Origin of the sequence: Pedobacter cryoconitis, assembly GCF_003259615.1 — a bacterium.
GTDB lineage: Bacteria > Bacteroidota > Bacteroidia > Sphingobacteriales > Sphingobacteriaceae > Pedobacter > Pedobacter cryoconitis.
Genome location: NZ_QLLR01000001.1, coordinates 42,865 through 60,795, shown reverse-complemented (window position 1 = coordinate 60,795; position 17,931 = coordinate 42,865). Strand labels below are relative to the sequence as shown.

Sequence of the window (17,931 nt, the reverse complement as noted above, 5' to 3'; positions counted from 1 at the left end):
CATTCTGAAACTTAAATTTGTAAGGTATGACAGTATTAACAAAAGGTATCATTCAGGATTTCATTAATGGTGATGAATATGCCTTTACCCAGGTTTATAAGCTGTATTATAAAGATATAAGGGCTTACTGTTTTCAACATACACGTGCTGCTGAACTTGCAGATGAGCTTACCAGTGATGTTTTCTTAAGGCTCTGGGAAGCAAGGGCAAACCTGGACCCGGAGCGGGAAATCAGGCCCTATCTTTTTACCATTACCAAAAATGTAACTTTTACCTGGTTAAAGCGTGTACTTTCTGATCAGAAGATGAAGAATGTATTCCGCGGAAGATATTTGTCTGCCCAACAAGAGGCAAGTCAGCACGTTGCCATTGCTGCGGCTATGGATCTTGCCCTGCTCCGTCAAATTATGGGACGTATTCCTGCTAAAAGGAGGCAAACCTTTGAACTGTGTAAAATTGACGGGTTCACTTATGCTGAGGCCGCTAATATGCTTTCTGTAAGCAAAGAAACGATTAAAGAACACATGAGTTTAGCAAAGAGAGATCTGGGTAAACTTGCGGATGCGGCTGATTATCTTTACTTGTTTTTACCCCTGCTATTTTCTCTGGATAATTTATTTTAATTCCATCCCCCCTAAAGGGATTGCCCGATAGTATATAGTAGTATGAACTCGAGCGAGAAAAAGAATCTATACCGCAGGTTTCTTGAAAAGGAATTGAATGCAGCAGAGCTGGATGAGTTTTTCCTGTTGGTAGAAAATGGGGAATTTGATCTGGACTATCTGGATATGATGCCAATGGTTGGTGAAAAAGTTCCTGTAGTTACTGAAGAGGAACCAGTCATTGCTTCACCAGTTAAGCTACACCCTGTATTCAAATTTTTTATCAAAGTAACTGTTGCAGCGTCCTTTATCCTTGTTTCTGCTTTGGGGTATTTAGCACATCGCAAAGCTGAAAGCCTAAAACAACAAACTTCTTTTACGACGGTCATTGTCCCGGTTGGTTCTGTAAAGATTATCACCCTGACAGATCATTCTGTGGTTACCTTAAACTCTGGCTCAGTATTTAAATATCCTGCGGCATTTGCTTCCAATAACCGTAAAGTATTTCTGATTAAAGGAAAAGGTTTCTTTGAGATCGCTAAAGATAAACACAGACCTTTTACCGTTTACTCGGCGAAATTATCTACTACGGCTTTAGGGACTTCTTTTACCGTAGAGAATTATAAAAACTATCAGCTGGAAAAAATACGCTTATATACAGGCAAGGTGGAAATAGGCAGCCAGCAAAAGGGCTTTAATGCTTTAAGGCTTGCCCCCGGTCAGCAGTATAGCCAGGTTGGTGATGCAGGGACAAAATCTGTATTTGATAACAATGATCATATTAAATCTTATACAGAGGATGGGACACTGGAATTCGATAATACAAGCTTAACAGAAGCTTTAGCACAGGTAGCTTCTTACTATAATATTACACTGCAATTTGAAAAGCAAGGACTGAAGGGCTTTGCCATTAGCGGCAGCTTTAGAAATGAGCCTGTCGAAGATGTAATTAAAACACTCTTATTTACTCACCATTTAAAGTTTAAAAAAATCCCTGCGGGGTATGTTATTATGAATTGAGCGCTCAGTAAACCATTACACCGTATCCAAAAAAAAGAGCAGTACCGCTGGCGGCAGTACTGCTCTTAATTACCGGTCAGACCGGAAAAAAACAATGATAAATTACGATTCACAGGCGCAATAAACCATTCCAAAAGTATGATTATATATTTACTGTCCAAAAAAAAATATACAGTATATCCACTTCAACCCTTATTACTCATCAGTTTTCTGATTATTTTCTTATCATTTTATAGTATTTCCAAAGCCCGGGGGCAGAGCGGAACTATTACCCTGATGTATAAAAACTGTACCGCTCAGACCTTATTAAAGGATTTAGATAAACAATCCTCTTTTACTTTCGTGTACGACCCCGCCCAGATGAGCGAGGTTAAACTTCAAAATATCAACTACAATCATTTACCCTTAAAACTGGTACTGGAAGACCTGGAAAAGAAGACAAACCTTAACTTTTCTATGTTGAACTCAAATATTTCAGTGCGTTTAACCGTAAAACCTCCCGTAAAAAAGCCAGAGCCGGGAAAAATAACCGGCACAGTCAGCGATGAAAAAGGAGAAACTTTTCCAAGCGCAAGTATCAGGGTCATTGAACTGGGATCAGGCATGCAGAGTGCTGTCGATGGAACTTATGTGATGTCGCTTCCTCCGGGAACCTATACCCTGGAAATCAGTTACATTTCTTACCAGACACAAAAAATAACCGGGGTACAAATTAAAGCAGGAGCGATAACCAAGCTGGATATTTCTATGAAACCTGCTGCAAATGCACTAAAGGAAGTGGTGGTCACTTCAGGTTATCAAAAGGCTTCCACAGCAGGACTATACGCAAGACAGAAAACTGCAGCAGGGATCACCGACGGGATTTCTGCTGCACAAATTGCACGTACGCCAGATAATAACGTAGGTGCGATTTTAAAGCGTGTGAGTGGTTTGAACGTCGTTGATAACCGGTATGTCGTGGTGCGTGGATTGAGTGACAGGTATAACCAGGCTCAGATAGACGGGGTGACTCAGCCAAGTACAGATATGAACCGGCGTAATTTCTCGTTTGATGCTATCCCTGCAGAAATGGTCAGCAGTATTGTTGTCAATAAAACAGCAACACCAGACCTGTCCTCTGAATTTGCTGGCGGGCAGGTGATCGTCAATACCCTGGATATTCCCATACAAAACTTCATGCAGTTCCAGGTTGGAACAGGATATAATAGCAATACTATTGGTAAAGACTTTATGCAGGCTGGAAAAAGAGCAGGCGCAGAGGTGTTTGGTTTTATGGATAAAAGCCATAAACTGCCTCTTGGTTTGCAAAGCTGGAGCCGTAACGGAGCAGTTCCCGATTATCTGATCACACAAAGCAGAGCTTTTGATCCCGGAGGTTTCAGGTTATACCGTTATGGTTTTGAACCGAATCAAAATTATCGTTTCTCTTTTGGGCGTGTTTATCCATTGAAAAATGGATTGAGTTTTGGATTTGTAGGCGGGGCAACTCTGCGGAACAGCCAGGAAATTAATGATTTTATCAGTACAAGAGGAGGGTTTACACCTTCTTCAATTGATAGTGCAGACATTCGTCAGAATGGCAGGATCTATAAATATAATTCTACAATAAGCGCATTGTTAAATCTTGGTGTTCAGGGCAAAGGTTTTAAAATTGGATTCAGAAACATGTATTCTCATGTATATAACAATGATTTTATTACCTCTGAAAGCAGGGACCCCACAGATGAACAAAAGACAGGGCCTGAATACAGAAGGCAATTCAATATTCAGGACCCAAAGAATACGACGGTTTTGCAGCATAAACTCGAAGGAGAGCATACTTTAGGGGAATCTGGTGTTAAATTGACCTGGAACGGATCTTATACCCATGTGAGCCAAACTATAAATGACAGGCGAAAGTTCACTGCATTTGGCTCCGGCTCTGTAAATGGTATACCTTATTTTCAACGTTATCTGGTTGCAAACGCCAAACAGAATGACGGCAACCCTGATTACCGTTTATATACTGACACCAGGGAAAAGGATTACAATTGGGGAATAAACCTGAGTAAATCTTTTGAACTGCTGGGGGATAATACACTGGCTAAAATTGGTTACAGCGGGTTTTACAAAAAAAGAGATCTTTCGAATTATACCATAGAGATCTACAATGCCATAAATCCTATTCTGTTTGTTGCGCCTTATGAATATAGCCTTGCTCCAGATAAAGTGGGCAGTGGTGCTGATCAGGCATTTTATAGTGTTCCTGACGATATGGGCGGACAATTTACAGGTAAAGCAAACTCTCAAAGTGCGTATGCAATGCTGGATCAGCGATTTTTTAAGAAACTGAGATTGGTATACGGGGTAAGGTTTGATGCTTACAAACTTTCCAATACACAATTAAAAACTAAGGACGGGGAAACCAATACAGATGACAATAAGAAATTTCTTCCCTCGGTCAATGTAACCTATAGTATCTCAGACAATATAAATGTAAGAGGTTCTTATGCCACAACAGTAGTCAGACCTGATTTCAGGGAAACTTCTGTCTTTAACTTATATGACCCGATTCTGGATGCCAGGATCAGAGGTTCTAATGTGAAAAGCACTAAAATTAACAATACAGATTTAAGACTTGAATGGTATCCTTCTGCGGGAGAAATTGTTTCCTTGTCTGGATTCTACAAGAAATTTGATAAGCCAATTGAGCTGGTTTTTATTCAGGATATGGCGGTAGATCAATATGCCTTTCAAAACCAGAAATCTGCAGTGAACTATGGGCTTGAAATGGAAGTTAGAAAATCAATGGGCTTTATCGCAGACCGGCAATGGCTGCGTAACCTTTCTGTTTTTGGAAATGGTACCCTGATTAAATCTGATGTCGTTGCGCTTAGTTATGAAGGGGTGAATAATGAGGTTGTTAAAGAGGTTAAATCTAAAAGGGCACTTTATGGTCAGTCTCCATGGATTGTCAATGTTGGTTTATCGTATACACAGCTTAATTATGGTGCCAACGTAGTTTATAACAGATCGGGCTACAGGACAAACACGATACATTTTAGCCCTCTGGAAATTGAATATGAAATGGGACGTAACCTGGTTGATTTCCAGGTGTTCACCCGTGTCTTTAAGCAGAAAGGAGAACTGAAGTTAAATATTTCAAACCTTTTAAATGCGCAAACCAGTTTTTATAAAAATATCAACGGATACGATGGTGGTGGTGGTGATACCCCTTTTGTATTAAAGCCGGGACAGACTGATCAGTATAAAGAAAGTGACGGCGATAAAATCACTTACCAGGTGAGGTCGGGAACCAATGTAAGTATGGCATTTACTTATAAGTTTTAATCGGATAATTAATATGTATTATTTGTTTATATAATTTTATTTAAATGCCTTTTAATCAGTTATTTATTAATAAAAACTTAACATAAAACAGTACTTATTAAAACACAGAAAGATTAACTTTATTTTATAATAAAAACCATAAACCATTTTAAAGAAAACAATGAAAAAATTCACAAAACAAGCGCTTGCAATTGTAGCAATTGCCGCATTCGCAGTCGCAGGCTGTAAAAAAGGAGCAGAAGGAAATTTTGATCGTTCAAATGGCGCTGGCGGGCCTTTTACCGGAGCTGACTCCGTAATTACGGGTAACATTTCTGCAAGCAGAACATTGAGCCCTGGAAAAGTTTACAAGTTAAATGGTGTAGTTTATGTGACTGGCGGAGCAAAACTAACTATTAAACCAGGTACAATCCTTACTACCGGAGAAAAAGTAAATTACAAAGTTGACCCTTCTACATCAGTAGTTAATGCAATTGCAGGAGTATTGGTAGTAACAAGAGGTTCTTCAATTGATGCAGTAGGTACTCCATCACAACCAATCATCTTTACTTCTCCAAAAGCAGCTAATACCCGTGTTGCAGGTGATTTTGGCGGGATTGTTTTATTAGGAAATTCAACTACAAACAAACCATCTACTCAGGTTATTGAAGGTTTGCCAGGTTATGATGCCAATGGAGTTTCCTTAGGTGTTGACCTTACTTACGGTGGTAATGTTCCTGCTGATAATTCAGGTAAATTTCAGTATGTACGTATTGAATATGCAGGTTATATTCTTGCACCAAACAATGAAATCAATGGCTTAACTATGGGTGGTGTTGGATCAGGTACAACTATTGACCACGTACAGGTTTCTTTCGGAGCTGATGACGCATTTGAATTCTTTGGTGGTACAGTTAGCCCAAGCTATTTATTAGCGCTTGGTAATGATGATGATGATTTTGATACAGATTTCGGTTATTCTGGAACGATCAGCTATGCAATCAGTTTAAAAGATCCACAATCTACGCATAGTACAAGTGGTGGTGTTTCTGACTCTAACGGAATTGAATCAGATAATGATGGTACAGGTTCAACAGCTACACCAAGAACAAAACCAACTTATTCAAACTTCACTTTACTAGGTTATTCAAGTGCTAATACAGGATTACGTGCTGGTAACCGCTGGAGAAGAAATTCTGATCTTTCGATCACGAATTCAATCATCGCTGGTTATAACACTGGTGCTGAATTCCAAAGCGGAACTGAAACCAGTGCAACACCTGGTGGTTTCAACAATAATATTGTTCATTCTTATACAACAGTATTCAGCCCTGCAACTGCTGTTTCATTAACAGGAAGTACAAACTCTATCTTAGTTTCTGCTGATGCTGACGCATTTATCGGATTAGGTATCAGAGGAACAAGAAACTTAAGTCCTTTTTATACAACTGATCTTGCAAGTACTTATAGCTTCAATAACTTGTTGCCAAGAAATACAACAGTGACTAAAGGTGCTGTTCTTGCTTCAAACTTAAGTCAATGGACTTCTGGATGGGCTAAATTCACTCCACAGACTTCTCAAGATTAATTTTTAAGATTTTATTTCTAAGAAAAAGCAGTATCCCTTTATAAAGGGACTGCTTTTTCATTATTCAGACGCTATGAGAATAACCTTTTACTTTATTTTATCCATGTTGTTTATGTCTGGAATTTCCTCCTGCTCAAAAGGAAAATTAGTGAAAGACCCTGCATTTGGAAGCTTCTCTATCAGTGATTTCACTTCACAAAAAGTAACTGTTGTAGAAGGGGCAGGCAATAAATTAACTGTACCTATTACCAGTGTCAGCCTGGTTTCGGGAGAGAACAGGTTCAGGTTCTACGATGATACTACTTTATTATTAGATACTTTATTAAAATTAGAGGCCTTTAAAAACCATAAATATTTTATGCTCAGGCCAAATGATAAAATTAAGCTGCGGGTTTTTGATGATTCTCTTCATGGTTTTAATCAAGAAACTTTGCCAGCGGCCGGTTCAGTGAAAATCAGTCTGGCTAACTTTTCTAAAGTATTACCAGATAAGGTAAATGTTTATATCACCACCACTACATATAAAGGTCCTGGATCAGAAGAAATAAAAGTTGGCGACTTCCTCCGGTTGTCCGCTTCATTTTCAGGATTTAAAACTCTTTTGGTAGGAAAAGATCAGTTCTTGAAACCAATAAAAGAATTTACGCTGCTGATCAAAGACTCCAATGACCAGGCTGTGCTGTTTAGTACGCCGCTGAGTCTTCCGGTAGAAACTGCTGCTGTGTATCTGATTTATCTGGACGATAAAGGAACTGGTCAGACCAACATCCGGGCTACGCTATTAATGAGCAAATAATGCCCCCTGAAACTGACTTGTCTTAAAATTAATATAGATGATGTTGCTATTGTCATAACCGATATAATTATATTTCAATGAAAAAACTTTTACTGTTTTTACTCACTTTACTCTCCATTCAGGTATTTGGGCAGGAGCCCAAGCTTGAAATGCTCCTGTTCCCAAAATATATTGAAGGAGGGATGTATGCGCGAAATGGTATTCCATACGTATACAGAGCTAAAATAACGGGCTTAAAGCCAAACAAAACCTACAGGTATGAAAATAACCTGGTTACTACAACTACTGTTTCTGATGGTGCTGGATTTTACCTGTACCTTCTTCCCTCTGCAAATGTTGCTCCGGGCACAGCAGGCCATACTGATGGAAACTTTTACAGGCCTCCGTTGGAAAGTTCAAAAATTAAAAACGGGTCACCTTTAAAAGGAACGCTGGTTTCGGACTATGGAGTTTTAACTACAGACGGCGCTGGAAGTTATACAGGCTGGTTTATTCAGGAAACTGTTAAAACCGAGGGAATGAACCCGGGACAGAACTTATTCTTAAGAATAGCACTGAATAATCCTGATGCCGCTGATCCTGCAGCTATTGCCTATAAATTACATTCTCCTGCAGCTGATCCTTTGACCATTTTGAGTATGGATGTGGATGATCAGGGGATGCCTGGCGCTGGAACTGCTATCCGAAGTAATGCTGCAACTGCAGGGATTGCTAAAAACTTTGTATTCCTTTATGACAATGTGGAAGGAACAGGTCGTCCGCTTGCAGGGACTTTTATAGAAGACGATGGCGTAGCTGCTGTCAAGGCCAATGAATTTTCCGGACTTTCTCCATTTTATTTTAACGATGTCAATGGAGTTTCCAATGCCTGGGGAACAATGATTTTAAGCGATGATCAAAAAGGTGTACGCCGTATTGAACAGCGCAGTTTGAATGATGGTGCGCTGGCAGGGTATAATACTTCTGCCGATGGTTCATGGGCTGATGGAGCAAACCCGGGGGGCTTAGTTTCTACCCTTTCGCTAAGTTTAGGATCAGGGCCAGATGGAACCAAAGCTATCGTACTTGACGGAACCAAAGTTACCCTGGCGCTACCAAAATCACCACAAACTGTGGCCTTTACCAATACTTTTCCAACTACCTTTAAAGTAGGAGATCCAGATTTTATCTTAGCAGCAAGCAGTACTGCTGGCTTAACCGCTTTCCAATATACAGTAGCTCCGGCAGGAATTCTTCAGCTTACCGGGAGTACCGTGAAAGTAATAGGTGGAGGAACAGCCGTAATTACTGTTACTGAACCTGGAAATACAACTTTTGATCCCGCATCAGCGACCAAAACAATTGTTGTAACTGCAACCCCACAGGTTATTACAGGCTTACCAGCTACACTGGCGGCAGTTTATGGCGATGCAAATATTACCTTATCAGCTACAGGTGGTGCAAGCGGAAATGCCATAACCTATACTTCGGATAACCCTGCGATTGCGGAAATTACTGCCGTCAACCAGGTAATTATCAAAAAATCGGGTACTGTCCTGATTAAGGCTAACCAGGCAGGAAATGCAACTTATTCTCCGGCTGCCGAGGTGAGCAGCTCATTAACCATTGCAAAAGCAAACCTGAATGTAACCGCAGAAGATAAGCTTAAAACCCATGGAAGTGCAAACCCTGCAGCTACTTTCACCTATGGCCCTTTTGCAGGTGCAGATGATGCAACCGCTATAACAGGAACTCCAATCCTGAGTATTCAGGCAGATGCCACATCCGCAGCAGGCGTATATGATATTCTGGTGGATGTTTCCGGCTTGACTTCCGATAAATATACTTTTAACCCGGTTAAAGGGAAATTAACTATCGAGTCTAAAAAAGATCAGTTGATTACCCTGAGTAATCTTCCTGCTACTGCCACATATGGAGATCAGCCTTTGATTTTTCAGGCAGCCAGCAATACTGCAAACCCAATTACTTTTACCAGTTCGAACCCGGACATTGCGGTAGTTGAAAAAGATATAGTAGGAGAGTGGACCGTCAAAGTCCTTGGTGCAGGTCAGGTCAGTATTACCGCTTTACAAGCAGAAGATGCAATTTATGGGCCGGGGATAGCCAGTCAGCAGCTCAATATCGCAACAGTACCCTTAAAGGTAATTGCCGATGATAAATCTAAACTAACCGGAGAAAATGATCCTGTATTTACAGTACGTTACGAAGGATTTGTAAATGCCGATGAGGCCAGTAAACTTACAGGCACCCTTACCTTTACCAAACAGGCAGACGGGGCTGGATTCCTGATTATTCCTGCAGGCTTAACTTCCACTAATTATGCCATCACTTTTGTAAATGGAAAACTAACAGAAGGGAACGTCTCTTTTTCACCACTCCATAAAATTTATGGGGATGCACCTTTTGATCCCGGTGCAATCAGTACCAGCGGCAAGCCAGCCTATACTACCGGCAACCCGGCCATCGCTATCGTAAATACAGCAGGCTTACTGGAAATAAAAGGTACAGGTTCAACAACGGTGACCGCAACATTTACCTCTGGAGCTTCTGGAACAACGACACTTAACGTAGATCAGAAGGCCGTAGTCATCACTGCCAATCCTCAGACCAGGGTATACGCACAGGAGAATCCTGTATTATCTGTTAATTATACCGGCCTGGCTTATGGAGAAAATGAAAGCGTTTTAACGGCAAAACCACAGCTCTCGACATCGGCAACGCCAGGTTCTGCTGCCGGTACCTATGCAATTAATGCAAGCGCAGCTGCGGCAGCTAATTATAAATTCAGCTATCAGCAAGGTGTACTGACAGTTACAAGAGCGGCCCTGATCGTAAAGGCTGAAGATAAGTCCAGATTATATGGACAGGAAAATCCTGTATTTACTTTAGCATATACCGGTTTAGCCGCTCAGGATAATATCAGTGACTTAAATTTGAAAACAGTTGTGGCTACAACAGCAACAGCCTCTTCAGCTGTAGCAACTTACGCATTGATACCTGCAGGCTTGACGGTGACTACAAATTATACAGTGAGTTATCAGCCTGGTTTATTAACTATCAAACCAGCTCCGTTAAATATTAAGGCTGATGATGCCGAAAGGGGGGCCGGGCAAACAGACCCAGTGTTTACTTTTACGTATACCGGTTTTGTTAACGGAGATAAAGCGGCGAATTTAACTGCGGCTCCATTAGCGGTAACTACAGCTACAGCAGCCTCAGGAAAAGGAGTTTATCCGATTACTGTCAGTAATGCTGCCGCTGCAAACTATACGATCACTTATACTGCCGGGCAGCTGTTTATCAGAGGCTTGCCAATAATTACTTATGCTGATTTACCAGCAGTAAGTTACGGAGACGCGAACCTTGATCCTGCAGCCCTATCAAATTCGGGTGTACAGCCAGTTTATTCTTCTGATAACCTGAATGTTGCTGTAATTGAAAACGGAAAAGTAAAGATTACAGGTACAGGAACGGCAAATATTACAGCATCTTTTGCCGCATCGGCCGATTTTGTGGCTACTGCAGTCAGTAAGCCACTCTTTGTTGCAAAAAGAGCCCTGATTGTTAGAGTAGACAATAAAACAAGACTATATGGACAGGCCAATCCGGTTTTAACAGCTACCTATGATGGATTTGTAAATGGAGAAACTGTAGCTTCAGCTATCTCTGCACCAGCTTTACTGACTACAGTTGCCAAACCACTATCCCCTGCCGGAACTTATATCATTTCTGGTACTGGGGCTTCTGCTTTAAATTATAACATAAGTTATGAATCAGCTATTTTATCAATTGATAAAGCCATCCTCCAGGTAACTGCCGATAATAAGACCAGGATCTTTGGAATTGATAATCCGGTTTTCACTTTTAAATACAGCGGTTTTGTAAATGCTGAAGGCGAATCAGTAATTCAGAACCCGCCACTGGCCACAACTGAAGCTATAAAAAGTTCTGCCGCGGGTACTTATCCGATTGTCCTTTCAGGAGGTTCAGCAGCTAACTATTCCTTCAGTTATGTGAACGGAACGTTAAGTATTACTTCCACTACCAGAACTATTACCATGGATGCGATCCTTACAAAAGCCGTAGGTGATGCTGACTTTACGCCCGATGTAATGCTGAGCAGCGGGGAAACACCAATTTTCAGTAGCGGTGATCTGTCAATTGCAACTATTGCTGACAACAAAGTTCACCTGGTTGGTGCAGGAAATGTGATGATTACGGCAACTGCTCCGGTTAATCCGAACTATGCAGCTACCCCGTCAGCAAGTCGTTTATTAGTCGTGGGTAAATTACCACAGACCATTACTTTCGAAAGAATCCCTTCCTTGCAAATTAACAGTACCTATACTTTAAAAGCAGTATCAAGCGCAGGCCTGCCTGTAACTTTTAAAATAACCAGTCCTGATTATGCAATATTGACCGGGACTGAGCTTAAAGGATTAAGAATTGGTAAAACGCAAATCACCGCTATTCAAGCAGGAGACAGCCGCTACGAAGCTGCTCAGATGATTGTACAGGAACTGCAAATTACAGATGCAGCAGGCGAAGCGATCAGAGTTCACCCCGCACTATCCATTAACGGGGATGGAGTCAATGAATTCCTGTCAATCGATGGAATCAAAGACTTTCCGCTCAATAAAGTGACGATTATTAACAGGAACGGACTTAAAGTATTTGACATAGAAGGTTATGACAATGACCAGCATGTTTTTCTGGGAAAATCAAAATCCGGCGAAAATTTACCTCAGGGCACTTATTTCTGTTTGATTGAATACCAGACTGATAGTCGTGTGAAGCGTAAAACAGGCTATTTTATCCTTAAATACTAACTCTAAACAGGCCGGACCACGTTCCGGCCTTACCAAAATATAAAACAGAAATATGAAACTCTTTAAACAGGCACTGTTAACCAGTGCACTCGTCATGATCCTCAGCGTAAGCCAGGCCCAGCAATCCACTTCTTTTACCCAATACCATGATAATCAGGTTCCATTCAACTCTGCCTATTCACTATTAGATAAAGCGGGTTCAGTGAACCTGAACAGCAGAAGGCAATGGGCAGGGATAGAAGGGGCCCCCTATACTTTCCAGCTCAATGGAAGCTTACCAATTGAGAAGATCAATGGTGCAGCAGGGCTGTCTCTGACCTATGATAAATTTAATATTGAGAAACTGGCCGAAGTATCTGCCTTTTTTGCCAAAGCAGTGCAGCTTTCAGACCAGAACTTCTTTGCTGCCTCTTTTAATGCAGGATTCAGAAATTATATTGCAAGTTATAGCGAAGTTGACCCTAACGATGTGAGTTTTCGCAACGACATCAGGGAAACTGTGGGAACAGTAGGTTTAGGTGTCATGTTATATAGCCCTGAAAAGTATTATATAGGAGCTTCTCTGCCAAGATTAAGCTTCCGGAGCCTGGGAAACGCATCTGCTGATGAAAAAAGAAACTATAGCAACACCTATTATTTTAGTGGAGCATACTTGTTCAATTTGAATGAAGATGTGAAATTTAAACCCGCTACGATGGTTTCTTACAGCAGGACCTATAATACAGAAGCTGATTTCTCCGCTACAGTTTATTTGAAAGATAAGTTCGGCTTTGGAGTTAACTATAAGACCACGAGTGAAGTAGCTGGTATTATATCTGTCATCTTAAATACCAATGTAAAACTGGGGTACAGTTATCAAACTGGCTTTGGTAATGCTAACCTCGGGAAGATCAGCAAAGGTTCTCATGAAATTTCTGTAGGAATCCGCTTTGGTAAAGGACCATTGCAGCCAAAATTATTATAAGTCACGTGTGTTTTGTGAAATCTAATGTGCAGCCTGTCAAAAGCAGGTTGCACAAGATTTCTTTTCCAATCCTGCTATTTTTCTTCTCCACCCGTCAATTTTTTTATTCAGCCCACCTGACCTTAAATTAATTCTCTATTAATTTTGCTAAAACGTTTTTTTGATATTAAAAACATACTATCTATTTGTTGCTTTAAACTGTATCTTATCTATTTTAAATAATAAAGATGAAGTTATTTTAAATTTATTTTAATTACTTGCAAAACTTATTAAAACATTTTAGTAAGTTTATTAAAGTAATCAAATATATAATGGAAGTAACGGAAAAGCTAGTAAAAAGCACTGAGCTAAAAAGTGAGATTTTAAAGCAATTGTATTTAGAGAAGTCACTTTCTTGTGCTGAAATGAGCACTTTATTTAATAGAAGCATCCCAATTATAACTAAAACAATAAATGAGTTAATTAATGAGGGCTTTATTATCGAGGTCGGCTACGCTCCATCGAGTGGGGGACGACGACCATTAATGTATGCCATAAAGCCAGATGCAATGTATATTATGGCTATTGCCATGGACCAGCTTTCTACCCGGATCGCTATTGTAGATCTGAATAACAAGCCGATAGCCGAAATCGAAACGGTAGAGCTGATTTTAAATAACAATTCAACCGCACTTTCCCAGTTAATCACTTACATCGAAGATCATATCCTGAAATCAGGAATCAACAAAGAAAGTATCCTGGGGATAGGTGTAGGCATGCCTGGTTTTGTGAGTGTAAAAGACGGTAAAAACTACTCTTATCTGGATGCAGAAGGCGAAAAGCTAACTGCATATATCACCAATGCCACCGGTTTAACTACCTATATAGATAATGATTCCAGTGTGATTGCACTGGCTGAACAAAGATTCGGAGTCGCTAAATCTCTTAAAGAAGTTATGGTAATTAACCTGGGCTGGGGTATTGGCCTTGGGATGATTGTGAAAGGAGATATTTTTCGAGGTTACAGTGGTTTTGCAGGCGAATTCAGCCACATCCCTTTATTTGAAGACGGAGAATTATGTATTTGCGGTAAACAAGGTTGCCTGGAAGCAGAAGCATCTATGTTGGTAGTCGTGAAAAAAGCTATTGAAGGCATCAAACAAGGGCGTTTATCCACTTTAAATTCCTTCGTTGATGGCTCGTTAAAAGTAATGAGTGATGCGATTTTTGAAGCCGCGAATAATGGAGATCAGTTCGTTATTGAATTGCTTTCTGATGCTGGTTATAAAATTGGTAAAGCACTCTCTATCCTGATTCATATTATGAATCCGCAAACCATTGTATTAAGCGGAAGAGGAGCGAAGGCCAGTAAAATCATGATGGCTCCCATGCAGCAGGCTTTAAATAAGTACTGCATTCCAAGGCTGGCTGCCAATACAGAATTATTGATCTCCAAGCTCGGCTTTGACGGTGAAATTATCGGTGCAGCAGCATTAGTCATGGAGAATTTTGACAATGAACAATTAGCGATAAACACTAAACGACTGACTATGGAGAAACTACCTGAAACTAAGTATTAAGAGCCTGTTGGAAATTAGCTACCTGGATTTTAACAGGCTCCAAACCAAAACGATTAAATCTAAACTTTTAAAAAAACCAAAACATGAAAAAATTACTACTCTTCACTTTATTGATGCCGGGCCTGGCAATGGGAGCAAATCTCAATAACGCTGGCCACCCGGTATTGGTTAACTGGCCGGCACACAAGGCCAGTTCTTTAAATGCGTTAAAAGTAGCAGCGACCATTAAAGGAACAGTAAAAGATGCAGGCGGGCTACCATTAGTTGGGGTCAGCGTACAAGTTAAAGGCACAAAACTGAGTACTCAAACAGACTCAAATGGTAATTTTGCTATACAGGCCAATCCTGGCGATGTATTAATTTTCTCTTATATCGGTTTTGCACGTCAGGAAGCTACAGCAGGCTCAGGAACTTTGCAGATCACATTATTGGAAGATTCAAAACAACTGGGCGAGGTTGTGGTAACCGCCCTGGGTATTAAAAAATCAGAAAAAACAATCACTTATGCTACCCAGCAGGTATCCGGATCGGAACTGACCAGGGTGAAAAGTGATAACTTAATGAACTCTCTGAATGGTAAAGTATCAGGTGTAACAATTTCACCTAGTGCTTCTGGAGTAGGTGGTTCTGCTAAAGTTATCTTAAGAGGTAACAAATCAGCTGGTGGAAATAATCAGCCATTATATGTAATTGACGGAGTTCCGATTTCTAACGGGTCAAACGCTAACGGACAACCTAACAATACTTTTGGAAGTAACGTAGGGCAAGGCGGTGGCGGAACTACCTCAGTAAGTGCAAGTCAGGACGGTGGTGATGGTATTTCCAACCTTAACCCTGAAGACATCGAGACACTGACTATTTTAAAAGGTGCATCAGCCTCTGCCTTATATGGCAGCCAGGCACAAAACGGTGTTATCTTAATTACCACTAAAAAAGGAAAAGCAGGAAAAACTCAAATCAGTTACTCTTCTTCACTTACACTGGACCGTGTGGCCTACAAACCTAAACTTCAGAATAGTTATGGTCAGACTACTGGCGGAGCAGATAGCTGGGGCGATAAAATATCATCAGCACAAGATAATGTAAGCCCATTCTTTCAAACGGGTACAAATTTAACAAACTCCATCAGTCTTTCTGGCGGTAATGACGTTGCACAATCCTATTTCTCTTATGCCAATACTACTGCCAGAGGTGTAGAACCAACCAACAAATTAGGCCGTCATAACCTTAACTTCCGCGAGACAGCCCGTTTTTTGGATAATAAACTGACCGTTGATGCGAACGTGAACTATATCTCTCAAAAAGTCAACAACAGTCCTGGTTTGGGCTTTTACCTAAATCCTTTAACCGGATTGTACTTATTTCCAAGGGGGAGAGATATTTCTCCTTATAAAAACCAATTTGAATTACCAGGATCAGTTGAAGGTGTTTCAGTGCCACAACAAAACTGGCCTTTCAACGAAGACGTACAACAAAATCCATGGTGGGTACTTAACCGTAACCTGAATGAAGCCAAACGTAACCGTATCTTGTTAAATGCAAGTGCTAAATATGATTTTACCAGTTGGTTAAGCATCCAGGCACGTGGAAATATTGACCGTTACACCGATATTTACGAGCAGGATTTATATGCAACAACCAATGCCGTACTTGCAAAAGAGAACGGACAATTGTTATTAAGCAACCAGACTACAGAACAGAAATACGCAGATTTATTACTTACTTTCTCAGTACCCTCTAAATCTGATTTTAAAGTGGACGGTGTATTGGGGACCAGTATTACAGATGCTAACGCTTTTGGTACTTTAATTGGTCCTGATGCAAGCAATGGCTATACCAAACCAGGTTTAACCATTCCAAATATTTTTCTTCCTGAAAATATCACAACAGTTGCCGGCGGGCCTCCTATTACCTCATTACCAAATAACCATAACCAGATACAATCGATATTTGCCAATGCAAACATTGGTTACAAAAACTGGGCGTTCTTAACCGTTACGGCAAGAAATGACTGGTCATCAAACCTGGCATTTACGCCAAATAACTCTTATTTCTATCCATCGGCAGGTTTGTCTTTCATTCTGAACCAGATGTTTAAATTGCCTGAAGTAATTTCTTATGCGAAATTAAGGGGTACTTTTGCGCAGGTAGGTAACACGGTTCCTAACTATGTAACCCAGCCCTTAACACACTTTAGTACTGGCGGTGGGGTCTTATTAAATTCTGTTGCTCCTTTTCCGGAATTGAAGCCAGAAAAAACAACTTCTTTTGAGTTAGGAACAGACTTACGTTTCTTAGGTGACAGACTTAACCTGAGTTTCACTTACTATAAATCTAATACCAAGAACCAGTTTATCCGCGTTATCCCTTCTTTTGTCACGACCTTCTCCCAAGGTTATGTAAATGCCGGAAATATTCAGAACTCAGGTATCGAATTTAATTTAGGTTATGATGTCATTAAAAATACAAACCTGACCTGGAATTCATCTTTCAACGGATCAGCCAATAAAAATAAAGTAATTGATGTCGATTCAAAAGATGGTATTAATCAATTCATATTAACACCAAACCGTAACAATACTTATCAGTCAGAATTAAGGACAGGTGGTTCATTTGGTGATATTTATGGCGTTACCTTTAAACGTGATGACCAGAACCGTATTTTAATCGGTGCTGATGGTAAACCATTGGTAAATGACGGTTACAACTATATCGGAAATGCGAACCCTAAATTCCAATTGGGATGGAGTAACAGCTTTGATTACAAAAGATTCAGATTAAGCTTCCTTGTGGACGGTAAATTCGGAGGCCAGGTATTATCACTTACTGAAGCTGTATTTGATAAATACGGTGTTTCACAAGCCTCAGGTGATGCAAGAAATCAAGGTGGTGTAAATATCAACGGAGTAGATGCGGTTACGGGCAAACCAATCAGCAGTGTGGACCCTAAAGTATGGTATACTTCTGTAGGTGGCCGTGATGGTATTACAGAAAACTATATGTACAGTGCAACAGTAGTACGTTTACGTGAAGCCTCTATTGGTTATACTATTCCATTTACCAAAGGAGCAGTTAAAAGTTTAAGGTTCTCGGTGATCGGAAGAAATCTTTTATACTTCTATAAAAAAGCACCTTTCGATCCTGAAGTTACCATGTCAACAGGTAATGGATTATCTGGGGTAGACGTATTCAGTCAGCCAGCTACACGTAATTTCGGTTTCAACCTGAATGTTACTTTATAAAATGTTCACTATTAAAATTAAA

9 protein-coding genes are annotated in these 17,931 nt (G+C 40.3%); all 9 read left to right on the top strand.

The window, feature by feature from the left end; genetic code table 11:
* Positions 1–26: 26 nt before the first annotated feature.
* The 9 genes from LY11_RS00250 (at position 27) to LY11_RS00210 (ending at position 17,909) form a co-directional block, all read left to right on the top strand.
* Complete coding sequence (locus tag LY11_RS00250; protein WP_111631737.1) at positions 27–623, top strand: RNA polymerase sigma factor; 597 nt, start codon at positions 27–29, stop codon at positions 621–623.
* A gap of 42 nt (positions 624–665) precedes the next feature.
* Positions 666–1,622: a FecR family protein gene (locus LY11_RS00245; RefSeq protein ID WP_111631736.1), complete on the top strand. Its 957-nt coding sequence runs from the start codon at positions 666–668 to the stop codon at positions 1,620–1,622.
* Between the two features lie 138 nt (positions 1,623–1,760).
* Positions 1,761–4,952, top strand: coding sequence for a TonB-dependent receptor (locus LY11_RS00240; RefSeq protein WP_111631735.1), 3,192 nt, complete (start codon positions 1,761–1,763; stop codon positions 4,950–4,952).
* Between the two features lie 160 nt (positions 4,953–5,112).
* On the top strand, positions 5,113–6,519 hold the full coding sequence (locus tag LY11_RS00235; RefSeq protein ID WP_111631734.1) for a hypothetical protein: 1,407 nt from the start codon (positions 5,113–5,115) through the stop codon (positions 6,517–6,519).
* A 73-nt stretch (positions 6,520–6,592) separates the two neighbouring features.
* Positions 6,593–7,315 carry a hypothetical protein gene (locus LY11_RS00230; RefSeq protein ID WP_146610772.1) on the top strand — a complete coding sequence of 241 codons (723 nt, stop codon included), beginning with the start codon at positions 6,593–6,595 and terminating at the stop codon, positions 7,313–7,315.
* Positions 7,316–7,392: 77 nt separating this feature from the next.
* On the top strand, positions 7,393–12,144 hold the full coding sequence (locus LY11_RS00225) for an MBG domain-containing protein (protein WP_111631732.1): 4,752 nt from the start codon (positions 7,393–7,395) through the stop codon (positions 12,142–12,144).
* A gap of 52 nt (positions 12,145–12,196) precedes the next feature.
* On the top strand, positions 12,197–13,108 hold the full coding sequence (locus LY11_RS00220) for a PorP/SprF family type IX secretion system membrane protein (RefSeq protein ID WP_111631731.1): 912 nt from the start codon (positions 12,197–12,199) through the stop codon (positions 13,106–13,108).
* Positions 13,109–13,419: 311 nt separating this feature from the next.
* The gene (locus tag LY11_RS00215; protein ID WP_111631730.1) at positions 13,420–14,667 is read left to right on the top strand and encodes an ROK family protein; all 1,248 of its coding nucleotides are present in this window, start codon (positions 13,420–13,422) and stop codon (positions 14,665–14,667) included.
* Between the two features lie 83 nt (positions 14,668–14,750).
* Complete coding sequence (locus tag LY11_RS00210; RefSeq protein ID WP_111631729.1) at positions 14,751–17,909, top strand: SusC/RagA family TonB-linked outer membrane protein; 3,159 nt, start codon at positions 14,751–14,753, stop codon at positions 17,907–17,909.
* Positions 17,910–17,931: the final 22 nt, after the last annotated feature.

Excerpts from the sequence above, each read along its gene's own strand:
- LY11_RS00250 (WP_111631737.1), top strand. The coding sequence starts at position 27 with ATGACAGTATTAACAAAAGGTATCATTCAGGATTTCATTAATGGTGAT.
- LY11_RS00245 (WP_111631736.1), top strand. The coding sequence starts at position 666 with ATGAACTCGAGCGAGAAAAAGAATCTATACCGCAGGTTTCTTGAAAAG.
- LY11_RS00240 (WP_111631735.1), top strand. The coding sequence starts at position 1,761 with ATGATTATATATTTACTGTCCAAAAAAAAATATACAGTATATCCACTT.
- LY11_RS00235 (WP_111631734.1), top strand. The coding sequence starts at position 5,113 with ATGAAAAAATTCACAAAACAAGCGCTTGCAATTGTAGCAATTGCCGCA.
- LY11_RS00230 (WP_146610772.1), top strand. The coding sequence starts at position 6,593 with ATGAGAATAACCTTTTACTTTATTTTATCCATGTTGTTTATGTCTGGA.
- LY11_RS00225 (WP_111631732.1), top strand. The coding sequence starts at position 7,393 with ATGAAAAAACTTTTACTGTTTTTACTCACTTTACTCTCCATTCAGGTA.
- LY11_RS00220 (WP_111631731.1), top strand. The coding sequence starts at position 12,197 with ATGAAACTCTTTAAACAGGCACTGTTAACCAGTGCACTCGTCATGATC.
- LY11_RS00215 (WP_111631730.1), top strand. The coding sequence starts at position 13,420 with ATGGAAGTAACGGAAAAGCTAGTAAAAAGCACTGAGCTAAAAAGTGAG.
- LY11_RS00210 (WP_111631729.1), top strand. The coding sequence starts at position 14,751 with ATGAAAAAATTACTACTCTTCACTTTATTGATGCCGGGCCTGGCAATG.